At 65.0% G+C, this 11,698-nt stretch carries 14 protein-coding genes; 8 read left to right on the forward strand and 6 right to left on the reverse strand.

The annotated features are described in order from the left end of the window. Positions 1-205 precede the first annotated feature (205 nt). Both ACJH6I_RS30995 and ACJH6I_RS31000 read left to right on the forward strand, forming a co-directional pair. Positions 206-1,684, forward strand: a complete 1,479-nt coding sequence (locus ACJH6I_RS30995; protein ID WP_406785155.1) for an ABC transporter permease subunit — start codon at positions 206-208, stop codon at positions 1,682-1,684. Further along, positions 1,681-2,436 carry an amino acid ABC transporter ATP-binding protein gene (locus ACJH6I_RS31000; RefSeq protein ID WP_406785156.1) on the forward strand — a complete coding sequence of 252 codons (756 nt, stop codon included), beginning with the start codon at positions 1,681-1,683 and terminating at the stop codon, positions 2,434-2,436. The genes ACJH6I_RS30995 and ACJH6I_RS31000 overlap by 4 nt, the downstream gene beginning before the upstream one ends. Before the next feature lie 17 nt (positions 2,437-2,453). Here ACJH6I_RS31000 and ACJH6I_RS31005 read toward each other — a convergent pair whose 3' ends face one another. After that, a complete protein-coding gene (locus tag ACJH6I_RS31005) occupies positions 2,454-3,263 on the reverse strand; it encodes an LLM class F420-dependent oxidoreductase (protein WP_406785157.1) in 810 nt (269 codons plus the stop codon). A 250-nt stretch (positions 3,264-3,513) separates the two neighbouring features. Here ACJH6I_RS31005 and ACJH6I_RS31010 point away from each other — a divergent pair, with 250 nt between their 5' ends. Next, complete coding sequence (locus ACJH6I_RS31010) at positions 3,514-4,140, forward strand: type 1 glutamine amidotransferase domain-containing protein (RefSeq protein ID WP_406785158.1); 627 nt, start codon at positions 3,514-3,516, stop codon at positions 4,138-4,140. A gap of 30 nt (positions 4,141-4,170) precedes the next feature. Here the strand turns inward: ACJH6I_RS31010 and ACJH6I_RS31015 are convergent, their stop codons facing one another. After that, the gene (locus ACJH6I_RS31015) at positions 4,171-5,202 is read right to left on the reverse strand and encodes an aldo/keto reductase (RefSeq protein ID WP_406785159.1); all 1,032 of its coding nucleotides are present in this window, start codon (positions 5,200-5,202) and stop codon (positions 4,171-4,173) included. 246 nt (positions 5,203-5,448) lie between these two features. Here ACJH6I_RS31015 and ACJH6I_RS31020 point away from each other — a divergent pair, with 246 nt between their 5' ends. The 5 genes from ACJH6I_RS31020 (at position 5,449) to ACJH6I_RS31040 (ending at position 8,529) form a co-directional block, all read left to right on the forward strand. Beyond that, positions 5,449-6,078, forward strand: a complete 630-nt coding sequence (locus ACJH6I_RS31020; RefSeq protein WP_406785164.1) for a dihydrofolate reductase family protein — start codon at positions 5,449-5,451, stop codon at positions 6,076-6,078. 1 nt (position 6,079) lies between these two features. Next, positions 6,080-6,280, forward strand: a complete 201-nt coding sequence (locus ACJH6I_RS31025) for a hypothetical protein (protein WP_346415819.1) — start codon at positions 6,080-6,082, stop codon at positions 6,278-6,280. 165 nt (positions 6,281-6,445) lie between these two features. After that, positions 6,446-6,748, forward strand: a complete 303-nt coding sequence (locus tag ACJH6I_RS31030) for an antibiotic biosynthesis monooxygenase (protein WP_346415820.1) — start codon at positions 6,446-6,448, stop codon at positions 6,746-6,748. Between the two features lie 58 nt (positions 6,749-6,806). Continuing rightward, on the forward strand, positions 6,807-7,913 hold the full coding sequence (locus tag ACJH6I_RS31035) for an IMP dehydrogenase (protein WP_406785160.1): 1,107 nt from the start codon (positions 6,807-6,809) through the stop codon (positions 7,911-7,913). A gap of 205 nt (positions 7,914-8,118) precedes the next feature. After that, positions 8,119-8,529: a hypothetical protein gene (locus ACJH6I_RS31040; protein WP_346415842.1), complete on the forward strand. Its 411-nt coding sequence runs from the start codon at positions 8,119-8,121 to the stop codon at positions 8,527-8,529. 120 nt (positions 8,530-8,649) lie between these two features. Here ACJH6I_RS31040 and ACJH6I_RS31045 read toward each other — a convergent pair whose 3' ends face one another. From ACJH6I_RS31045 to ACJH6I_RS31060, 4 genes are all read right to left on the reverse strand, one after another. Further along, positions 8,650-8,907 carry a hypothetical protein gene (locus tag ACJH6I_RS31045; RefSeq protein WP_406785161.1) on the reverse strand — a complete coding sequence of 86 codons (258 nt, stop codon included), beginning with the start codon at positions 8,905-8,907 and terminating at the stop codon, positions 8,650-8,652. Positions 8,908-9,061: 154 nt separating this feature from the next. Next, on the reverse strand, positions 9,062-9,613 hold the full coding sequence (locus ACJH6I_RS31050) for a YaeQ family protein (protein WP_406785165.1): 552 nt from the start codon (positions 9,611-9,613) through the stop codon (positions 9,062-9,064). A gap of 114 nt (positions 9,614-9,727) precedes the next feature. Further along, positions 9,728-10,588 (reverse strand): SDR family NAD(P)-dependent oxidoreductase, encoded by an 861-nt coding sequence (locus ACJH6I_RS31055; protein WP_406785162.1) that lies wholly within the window; start codon positions 10,586-10,588, stop codon positions 9,728-9,730. Between the two features lie 30 nt (positions 10,589-10,618). Further along, entirely contained in the window at positions 10,619-11,410 is a 792-nt protein-coding gene (locus ACJH6I_RS31060) for an SDR family NAD(P)-dependent oxidoreductase (RefSeq protein ID WP_406785163.1), read from the reverse strand. Between the last annotated feature and the right edge of the window lie 288 nt (positions 11,411-11,698).

The raw sequence follows: 11,698 nt of genomic DNA on the forward strand, positions 1-11,698 counted from the left end.
GATGATCATCCTCGGGAAGGTGCGCCCACTTTCAGGCCGCCTCCTCGGGCCTCATCCACAGGTATTGATCATTGCTCTGGACACCGGCGGTAATCCGTGGTGGCGGAAAGCGCTACTGCGTCCATACCTGCTGGCGGTAATGGCCGTATCAGCCGGAATGAGCAGAACCCTTTGTGAGCGCCCATCGACTTGCTAACTTCCGGCGGTGCGCTACATACGAGGAGCCCTCCTGCCGGTGTTGCTGCTCGTCGCCCTGGCACTGGCGGCGTGCGGGTCGCCGGCAGGCAAGAACGGCGAGAATCCGGTCAAGGCGGCAGGGGTGCTGCGAGTCGGCACCGAAGGCGTCTACTCACCGTTCAGCTACCACGACCCGGCCACGAACCAACTGGTCGGATACGACGTCGACGTCGCCAAGGCCATCGCCGGCAAGCTCGGTGTGCGTGTCGAGTTCATCGAGACGCCGTGGGACTCGATCTTCGCCGCGCTGGAGGCCAACCGATTCGACGTCGTCGCCAACGAGGTGACGATCAACCCCGAGCGCAAGGCCAAATACGACATCTCCGAGCCGTATTCGGTGGGGGAGGGCGTCATCGTCACCCGCGCGGATGACAGCTCCGTCAAGTCGCTGGACGACATCAGAGGCAAGGCCGCGGGTGAAACGGCCACCAGCAACTGGGCGAAGGTGGCACGAGACCACGGCGCCAAGGTGGAGGTCGTCGAAGGCTTCACGCAAGCCATCAAGCTGCTCAACCAGGGCCGCATCGACGTGGTGATCAACGACAGCATCGCGGTGTACGCCTACCTCGCCGAGACGGGGGACAAGTCGGTCAAGATCGCCGCCAATACGGGGGAGAAGAGCGAGCAGGGCTTCGCAGCGCGGAAGAACAGTGGTCTGTTGCCCGATCTGAACAAGGCGCTCGACGAACTTCGGGCCGACGGCACCCTCGCCGCCATCTCGCAGAAGTACCTCAAGGCCAACGCATCTGGTGGACCCGACGCCGGCCGGGCGCAGCATGTGCCGCGGTCGACGTGGGCGCTGATCGGGGACAGCCTCGGCCCGCTGGCGAAGGCCGCGATCACCAAGACCATCCCGCTGACCGTGATCAGCTTCGTGATCGGTCTGGTACTCGCGCTGGCCGTGGCGCTGGCACGGCTGTCGTCGAACGTGGTTCTCGCCAACGTGGCCCGGTTCTACATCTCGATCATCCGCGGCACCCCACTTCTGGTGCAGCTGTTCATCGTGTTCTACGCGCTGCCCGAACTGGGAGTGAAGATCGATCCGTTCCCCGCGGCCGTCATCGCGTTCTCGCTGAACGTCGGCGGTTATGCGGCGGAGATCATTCGCTCGGCCATCCAGAGCATTCCCAAAGGTCAGTGGGAGGCGGCCGAGACCATCGGCTTCAATTATGCTGGCGCACTTCGGCGTATCATCCTTCCGCAGGCGGCCCGGGTAGCGGTGCCGCCGCTGTCGAACACGTTGATCTCATTGGTGAAAGACACGTCGCTCGCCTCGACGATTCTCGTCACGGAACTGCTCAGGCAAGCGCAGATCATCGCGGCGCCGACGTTCGAGTTCTTCGCGTTGTACGGCACCGCCGCGGTGTACTACTGGGTCATCTGCCTGGCACTCTCGTTCGGCCAGGGTCGAATCGAACGCCGGCTGGAAAGGTATGTGGCGCGATGACAGAGAACCGCGTGGTGGCCGAGGGTGTCCACAAGGCCTTCGGCGACAACAAAGTGCTCAAAGGTGTTTCGTTCACCGTCGAGCAGGGGACGGCGACAGCCATCATCGGGCCGTCCGGGTCCGGCAAGACGACGCTGCTGCGCACCTTGAACGCCCTCGACCGGGCCGACGCCGGCATCATCCGGGTGGACGACATCGAAATCGACTTCTCCACTCCCACACCGAAACCCGAGGTGCGCCGGTTCCAGTCGCGGAGCGGCTTCGTGTTCCAGGGCCACAACCTGTTCCCGCACAAGACGGTCCTGCAGAACGTGACCGAGGGGCCGGTCATCGTGCAGAAGCGGCCCAAGGACGAGGCCGAGGCCGAAGCCCTTGCGCTGCTGGATCAAGTGGGGCTCGCCGCCAAGAAAGACCAGTACCCGTATCAGCTGTCCGGCGGGCAACAGCAGCGTGTCGGCATCGCTCGGGCACTGGCATTGAAGCCGAAACTGGTGCTGTTCGATGAACCGACGTCTGCGCTCGATCCCGAACTCGTGGGCGAAGTGCTCTCTGTGATCAAAGATCTCGCGGTCGAGGGTTGGACCATGGTGATCGTCACCCACGAAATCCAATTCGCCAGGCAGGTTTCCAATCAGGTGCTGTTCACCGATCAGGGCATCATCCTCGAGCGCGGGACACCGGACGAGGTGATCGGCAACCCGAGGGAAGAGCGCACGCGACAGTTCCTGGACCGCATCCTGAATCCGTTGTAGCGCGGCTCAGCTCGCGCTCACGCGCCGTCGCGCCAGGCGATCACCTCTTTGAGCGAGGTCAGATCGTAGCCGTTGTCGGAGGTCAGTTCGGTCTGGAACAGCGTGACACCGGCCTCGCGGAAGGCATCAGCGGCTTCGGCATTGGTCCAGAGCGTCGAACGTTCGATGTCAGAACCGTTGCGGCCGTACGTCGCTGCCAGTTCATCGACGCGGTCGCTGGACCGGCGGAAGGCGTCGAGATCCTGGAATGCGTGCCAGATGTCGGCGTGCCTGGCGACCGCGGGCAGCGAACGCTTGGGGCCGGTGCCGCCGATGAGGATGGGAATCTTGCGGACCGGGGGCGGGATCAGAGCGGACAGCCGGTTCTCGATGCGGATCAGGCTCTCGTCGAACAGATCGAAGCGCGAGCCGAAGGTGCCGAAGTCGTAACCATAAGTGGTGTAGTCCTTTTCGTACCATCCGGCGCCGAGGCCGAGGATGAGCCGGCCACCGCTGATGTGGTCGACGGTACGCGCCATGTCGGCCAGCAGGTCCGCGTTGCGGTAGCCGACGCCGGTGACGAGAAGCCCGATCTCGGCATCTGAGGTGATCTCGCCCCACGATGCGAGCGCGGTCCACCCCTCGAAGTTGGCGACGTCGGGCTGCTCGTCGAACAGGACGGGCTTGCCGTCGACGATGCCTTTCATCGCGGGGCGGTGGAAGTGGTCGTAACCGAAGATCACGTCGACGCCGAGGTCGTCGGCTGCCACGACGGCGTCGCGCCACGTGGCGTAGTCAGGCGTGCCGCCGGGCTGGATCTGTACGGCGACGCGGACGGGACGAGTCATTGATGCTCCATGGGTCGGGAAAGTGCGACTCTTGAGAGCAAGGTCATAGATTGCCGGATTATTCCGGATCGGGTGCGTAACTTGATCTCGCCGCCTGTGAAGATGCCCTGAAGTGGTTGAAAGAACGCGTGTTTCAGAACAACTCGCCAGGTCGAGGCCGTGAGTACCGCAGGCGGTTTCGGCCCGGGCATACCCGGGTACCCAGCCGAGCGGCGCCGCCAGCCGCGGCGGCGCAGGCAAGGAGTTGATGATGCGCGCTGAGGAAGGCGACGAATCGATCGCCGAGCTGGCTGACTACGCCGAGCAAGCCGAACAGAATCTGGACGAGAGCATTGCGCCGCTCGAAGGCAAGAAGGTGGCGATCCTCGCCACCAACGGCGTCGAGCGCCGCGAGCTGCAGGAGCCCCGCGATGCGGTTCAAGCCGCCGGTGCCAGCACCGCATTGGTCTCGCTGCAAGAAGGCTCCATCGATATGCGCGACAACGATCTGAGCCCCGGCGGCACTGAGCCCGTGGAACGTCTGGTCGCCGACATAACACCGGACGACTTCGACGCACTACTGATTCCGGGCGGCACAGTCAATGCCGACAAGCTGCGCAGCGACGACAAGGCGGTGAAGTTCGTCCACGACTTCGTCGAATCCGGCAAGCCCGTGGGCGTCATCTGTCACGGCCCGTGGACGCTGATCGACGCCGGCGTTGCCAAAGGCCGAACCTTGACGTCGTATCCCAGCCTGCGCATCGATTTGCAGAACGCAGGAGCGACGGTGGTCGATCGCGAGGTTGTCATCGACGGGAACCTGATCTCCAGTCGCGGCCCCGACGACCTGCCTGCGTTTTCGTCGGCCGTTGTGGATGCTCTCGCTGGCGGCGCCTGAGGCACCTCCAGCAAGAGCACGTCGTCGGCCTCAGTGAGTGTCGGCGTCTGGCGATGAGTCCCGACTGGAACCGATCGCGGACATGTCGGCGTAGCGGGCCCCGGTAACCCTGTCACCCGCGTCCCCGAGCGTCTGCACCTGCTCGGCAGTCAACGTGACCGACAACGAGGCGAGGTTTTCGTCGACCCGTGCGGCGCGACGTGTGCCCGGAATCGGCACCGCCGAGACGCCCAGGTCTTCGGCCCGGTGCCGCAGCCACGCCAACGCAACCTGTGCCGGTGTAGCGCCGACTGTGCCGGCAACCGATACCACGGCTTCGACGACCGCCTGATTGGCCTCCAACGCTGCTCCGGCGAAGCGCGGCATCGTGCGGCGGAAGTCGTTCTCGCCCATGTCGGCTGCCGACCGCACGGAGCCTGTCAGGAACCCTCGGCCCAGCGGAGAGAAGGGCACAAGGCCCACGCCGAGTTCGGCAGCGGTGGGGACGATGACCGACTCGATATCGCGGGTCCAGACCGACCACTCGCTCTGCAGCGCGGCGATCGGGTGCACCGCGTTGGCGGCGCGCAGTTCGGCGGCGCTGACCTCAGATAACCCGAGGTGACGGACCTTGCCCGCCGCGACCAGTTCGGCCATCGCGCCGACGGTCTCCTCAATCGGCACGGCTGGGTCGCGGCGGTGCAGGTAGTACAGGTCGATCACGTCGGTCTGTAAGCGCTGCAGGCTCTCGTCGATGCACTGGCGTGCGTAGGCGGCGTCGCCCCGCGGGCTGATGCGACCCTGCGCGCGGCCGGCCGGGTTGCCCTGAATACCGAACTTGGTCGCCAGCGTGACTTCGTCACGGCGGCCGGCGAGCACTCGAGCGATCAGCCGCTCGTTGTCCCCGTCCCCGTAGATGTTGGCGGTGTCGATGAAGGTCACCCCGACGTCAATGGCGTGGTTCAGCGTGGCCAACGATTCATTCTCGTCAATGGCTCCGCCGTACACCGGGGTCAGTGCCATTCCTCCGAAACCCATTGCGCTGACCGATAATTGATCGCCGAGCAAGACTGATTCGGGCATCTGTCATCCTCCTTCGGGTTCATTGGGCGTTCTAGGGTGCAACCTGAGCCATCGCGAATCTGTTCCGTACCGCGCAACAGTGCCGTGCGACGTGGTGGGCGATAGCACAAGCGGTGAAGGCTTCTATCACGTCGAGTACTTCGAAGTTCTCTGATCTGCCGCGAAGTCGTGCCGATGAGTTTTCGCAGCCGCAGCGGTCATATCAAGCAGAGGCAACCGCGCGAAACCGACGGAATGGAGCTTGACGTGGCACGAACCAACCTCTCGATGTCGATCTCGGCTGACGGCTATGTCGCCGGACCTGATCAGAGCGAACAGAATCCGATAGGGCTGGGCGGGTTGCGTCTCCACGACTGGCACATCGGTCCCAACAGAGACCACCCCGTCAACCGGCAGGTGATGTCCGAGATGCTGGACGGAATGGGTGCAACCATCATGGGGCGCAACATGTTCGGACCGGTTCGTGGCGAATGGGACGGTTCGGACTGGCGCGGATGGTGGGGCGACACCCCGCCCTATCACTGCCCGGTCTTCGTCCTCACGCACTATGCCCACGACCCAATCGAGATGCAGGGCGGCACGACATTCCATTTCGTCACCGACGGCATCGAATCCGCATACGCCCAGGCGCAAGCGGTAGCGGGCGGGAAAGACATCTCGATCGCCGGTGGGGCGTCGTGCGCGCGCCAGGCGATCGAGGCCGGCGTGGTCGACGAGATCGACCTGCAAGTGTCGCCCGTGATCCTGGGCTCGGGCGAGCGATTGTTCGACGGATTCCAGCCCGGCCTACCGAAATTGGAACTCGTGCGCGTGCTGCACGCCCCTGGCGTCGCTCACCTCCGCTATCGCGTCACGCGGGAAGTCGAGGGTAACTGAGATGTCGACCTCGGAGTGGACAGGCACTGTCGTCGAGAAACGGCGGGCGCTTCTCGACGGAGCAAATCTGTACCGGCGCTTGCGTGTTCGGCTCGACGACGGGCAGGTGATCACCGCTCGTGTGGACCGCGCCACGTGGAAAGCGCTGCAAGTCGGGGACGCGGTGCGCAACACCGCGGAGGGCGGGCTGCAGAAGATTTAGGTTGCGAAGAGTGCCGCCATCGCTCGCCTCCATAGGTAAGTAGGTGTTTACCCCGCGCGGGCACGGGTAGCCGTTCGGTGTTCATGCGGGTCCCACGAGCTGGTAGCACAGGATCAGACTCGCCATGGCTGGCGGACCGAGCAGAACGCGACCGAAGGAGGAGTAGTGATACGAGTCGGGCTGTTGGTTCGGGTACACGCAAAACCAGGCAAAGAGGCAGAGGCCGCCCAATTTCTGGCAGACGCACAGGCGATCGTGGAACAGGAGCCCGATACCCGGGCCTGGTTCGCCGTCCAATTCGACGCCTCGACGTTCGGCATCTTCGACGTCTTTGACGACGACGCCGGCCGACAGACACACCTGGCAGGCGGCGTGGGCACCGAACTCGCGCAGCGCGCTGACGAACTGTTCACCGCGCCACCCGATATCGAGAACATCGACGTTCTCGCATCCAAAATTCCGTCGTAACGTCCGGAGTCGGCGTGGCTGATTTGATCTGACACGCCGTGATCAGTCAAGCTGCTCTATGGCACACATCGTCGAGGGCGTCTCCCGCACATTCAATGAGTTCTTGCTCCTGCCCAACAAAACATCAGCCGCATGCCGGCCTGATCGTGTGCAACTCGCGGCACCACTGGCACGTCACCGCGTCGGGGAGCATTCGCGGCTTCAACTGCATGTGCCGATCACCTCGGCAATCATGCAAGCGGTCAGTTCTCCGGAGCTGGCGATCGCACTGGCCAGACACGGGGGATTGAGTTTTCTGCATCACAATCGTCCAATCGCCGAGCAGGTCAACGACATTCACGCAGTAAAGGCGTACAACGCGGAGGAACGATTACGGGTCGGTGCGGGGGTCAACACCCACGACTACCGCGAGCGGATTCCTGCGCTGGTGGACGCCGGCGCCGATGCACTGTGTCTGGACTCCTCGGATGGCTACAGCGAGTGGCAGGCCCGAGCGCTGGACTGGACGAAGAGCCGCTATCCCGATGTAGTGATCGGAGCGGGCAATGTTGTTGACGGGCAAGCATTTGACTATCTCGCCGATGCCGGGGCCGACTTCGTCAAGATCGGTGTCGGGGGCGGGTCGATCTGTATCACGCGTGACCAGAAGGGTATTGGGCGCGGCCAAGCCAGCGCAGTACTCGACGTAGCGGCTGCACGTGATGCCTACGCTCGGCGCACCGGCCAGTACGTACCGGTGTGCTCGGACGGTGGACTGCAGCTGGACTATCACGTGGCGCTCGCCCTCGCCATGGGCGCCGACTTCGTCATGATGGGTCGCTACTTCGCCCGGTTCGATCAGGCGCCCGGGGCGAAGGTGCCCACTACCGACGGCTACGTCAAAGAATATTGGGGGGAGGGGTCCTTCCGCGCCCGCAACTGGCAGCGCTACGAACAGCCAGGCGGCGGCCTCACTTTCGAGGAAGGCGTCGATGGCTACGTGCCCTACGCCGGAGACCTCGGTGCGGGACTTGCCGTCACCATCGCCAAGATCAAGGCCACCATGACATCGTGCGGCGCAGTCACGCTCCGACAATTCCACGAGTGCGCACGTCTGACCCTGGTCTCGGACCAGAGCTTCCAAGAAGCACACGCCAGCGTCGACGTCCGCACCGCGCTCAACTGACACCGGCATCGATAACGGCCTGCCTGTCATCGCAAAAGTCGGACTTTGAGGATTGAAATTCGCGATGTCGGGGAACACCAAGACGACAAGTCGACAGGGAGGCGAACCACTCATGACATTGACAGCCGGCGAGACAACACGCTCGAAATCACGGGCACCTAAGCGCAGGACCTCGGCGTGGATCGGCCTGGTCGCGGGCGTCGTGATGCTCCCCGTTGCCACTGCATGTGGCTCCGACGACGGCGGCAACCCGACAAAGACCGACACGTCGACGACCACAACGACGCCCACTACGAGCTTGACCACTGTCACCACGTCCCCGAGTGCGGCTCCGGGCGGGGCGACCGGTGGCGGTGGACCCGCCGGAGGCGGTGGATCGGTTCCCGGCGGACCGACCGGCAGCGGAGGCCCCGGCGGTGGCGGAGGCAGCATCCCCGGTGGACCGACCGGCAGCGGCGGACCGGGCGGCGGCGGGGGCTCGATCCCGGGTGGACCGACCGGCGGCGGTGGGCCCGGTGGCGGCGGAGGCAGCATTCCCGGAGGCCCGTCCGGTGGCGGAGGTCCCGGCGGCGGCGGCGGTTGCGTGCCGGGTGTCGGCTGCGTGTCGGTTCCCTGACCCGACTTCGGCGACGCCGTCGCTCTGCTCGACAGCAGGCCGAACCCATCCCTGGTGGATGGGTTCGGCCTCGTCGGGCGATCAACTGGGCACAGGGGAGAGGCGGCGTCCCGCCACGACCTAGCCGACCGGCGGTTGGGAGCCCGACGGCCCGTACGGGCCATTCTGGCCGTTCTGTCCGCCGGAAGCGCCGTCCCCTGCCTGCTCGGGCGGGGTGGCGATGACATTGGCGTTCCCCGGCTTCTCGCATACGGTGGCACCGCCTTCGTTCGCGCACGGTGCGTCCCCGCCATCTGCGTACGCGCCCGGCGCCAGTACTACGGCGGCCGTCGCGCCCGCGACGGCGATCGTCGAGGCGATTGAGATGTTGGACGACATGAATTCTCCTGTCGTGGCTGCGCGTACTTCCGCAAAGAGCCAACCCAAAAATTGCCCCCGCGCTATGGAGCGGTCTCGGCTCCGCGGCTTGCTCTTCTGTTTGGCTACCCGTGCCCGGCTGACGACAAACGTTGCGTCGACGGCGCGAGGCCGCTCACTGCAATGGCTCGGGCGTGAAGGTCACGTCGACGCCACCTACGGTCATCGTCACCTGACCTTCGATCACCATCACCTGTGCCGCGACCCGTCGATCGACCGTCTGGGCCAGCTGCTCCACCGGTGCGTGCGGTATCTGCATCACCGACAGGTTCGCCAGCCCCGCCACCTTGGGGCCGACCGTGCGCCACCAGGTGGCCACGCCCGCGGCGAAAGGGAAGAGCAGCACCTGCTCGGCCTGGCCGGCCGCCTTGCTCAAGACGCGTTCGTCGGGCTGGCCGACATTGATCCACTCCAGGATCCGGCCGGTGTAGTCGGCCAGCCGCAGGTCCGGTACGCCAGGGGTGGACAGGCCCGGCCCGAACGCCAGCTCGCCGTCGACGTCGCTGAGTCGATGTGCACGCAGCCCAAAAGCCAACAACCGCACCACCATTCGCTCATCGGTCTCACTGGGGTGGCGGGCCACGGTCAGCGCGTGATCGGCGTAGTAACCATGATCGACATCGGAGACGCCAAGTTCGACTTTGAATACTGTTGCGGAAAGGGCCACGTCATAGTGTCCACCCACGCGGTAACTCCCGAGCCGCCGGGCCGACGTTGAGCGGCCAGGCGGCTCGACGACCAGGTCAATCAGCACGGATCAGTGATGATCCGCCCCGAGCCGCTAGGTACCAAGCGGATCGAGTTGAACGGCGGTGGCATCATCGGCCGCGGTCGAGTTGCTGAGATCCGCGTAGCTTTCGTCGGCGGCGAGCAGGTCACGCCCGGCTGCGGTGGCGTACCGGTATGCGTCAGGGCCGACCAGCAAGCGTGCCGGTGGAGTGTCCATCTCGACGATGTCGAGCAACAGTGCTGCGACCTTCACCGGATCGCTGGCGCCGAGGTGCGCGGATTGGCTCAGCTGCGCCGAGGCACCCACGGTCTCCTGGTACTCGTCGCGGACCGGGGCGACGCGCATCGACGAGCCTGCCCAATCCGTGCGCATGCCGCCGGGCTCCAGCACGGTCACCTTGATGCCGAGGGGCGCGACCTCCTGTGCCAGGACGCCGGAGTAGCCGGTGACGGCCCACTTGGACGATTGATAAGCGGCCAGGCCCGGCCGCGCCAAACGCCCACCGACTGAGGAGATTTGGATGATGTGGCCCGCACGCTGCCGCCGCATGATCGGAAGGACGGCCTGCGTGAGCCGCACGACGCCGAAGAAGTTCGTCTCGACCTGGGCGCGGAAGTCGTCGGCATCAACGTCTTCGACGGCAGCCATGTTGGCGTACCCGGCGTTGTTGACCAGAACGTCGAGGCGACCCCACCGATGGATCGCGGTATCGACGGCCGCGCGGACCTGACCGTCGTCCGTGACATCGAGCGGGACGACGGCCAGGTGCTCAGGCGCGCGAGCCGCGAGGTCGTCGAGCGCTGAAACGGAGCGGACTCCCGCGACGACGCGATGTCCGGCGGCGAGGGCAGCTTCGGTGATGGCGCGCCCGAGACCGCGGGACGCGCCGGAGATGAGGAAGACGTGCGACATGACAGTGACCTTTCTTGTGACCGGGTGGATTCAGTTGAGGTTGCGGATGGTGCCGCCGTCGACGCGGAGATCGGCACCGCTGATGTATGCGGCATGGGAACTGGCTAGGAAGCACACCGCGGCCGCGATCTCCTCAGGACGGCCGAGTCGGCCGATGTCGTTGGGGAACCATGTTGTCGCCGCGGCCTTTTCGATGTCTTCCCACGCAGGTCCCCAACCGTGTGCCGCGGCAGCCTGCAAGACCGTGTCCCGTGTGCTGTCGGTCAGAATCGCTCCGGGAGCGACGATGTTGGCGGTGACGCCCGTTCCGGACAATTCTCGTGCGAGCGAGACCGTCAGATTGTGCCGAGCCGCGAGGGTGGCGCTGTAGTGCGGCTGCTGGGCAACCGGCTGAACTGCGAGACCGCCCCCGATCTGGATGACCCGACCCCAGCCCCGTCGGCGCATGCCTGGGACCAGATGAGAGATCATCCGCACGACTGAGACGACGTTGGCCTGATGGATTCTCGCCCATTCCTGGGTGGACAGTTCCGCCCAGGACGAACCGTCGTAGTCGCCGGCATTGTTGACCAGGATGTCGATCTCGCCCGCGGCGCGCGCGACCGCTGCGGCCCCGTCGTCGGTCGCGAGGTCGCCGAGTACGGCCACCGCATCACCGTCCTTGGCGCGGATCGCCGAAACCACCGCCTGCGTCCGATCGGGGTCACGGCCATGCACAACCACAGAAGCACCCTCTGCGGCAAGCATTTCGGCGATCGCGCGGCCGAGACCCGCACTCGAGCCAGTGACCAATGCTCGCTTGTGGCTCAATCCGAGTTCCACTCAGGCCCTCCTTGTCTACATCTGTATACTTTCGTTGTATACAAACGTAGACTTAAGTGGGTTGATTCCCGAACCGGGGAGTTCAGATCCGGGAATCGCCGATGAGGGCAGCGATTGCCGGCCCGAGCACTCGTTCGATGGCCGCGGGCTTGCTTGTACGGAGGGCGCGGGTCCCGACCACGCCGCGCATCATGAGCATTCCGCTGATCAAGAGTAATTGTCAATACCTGTGGATTGGTGTTTTTCAGGCGACCTCCGTTCCGGTCGGGGTGGCCGGGTTGTCGGCCG

Origin of the sequence: Mycobacterium sp. SMC-13, assembly GCF_045311035.1 — a bacterium.
Lineage (GTDB): Bacteria > Actinomycetota > Actinomycetes > Mycobacteriales > Mycobacteriaceae > Mycobacterium.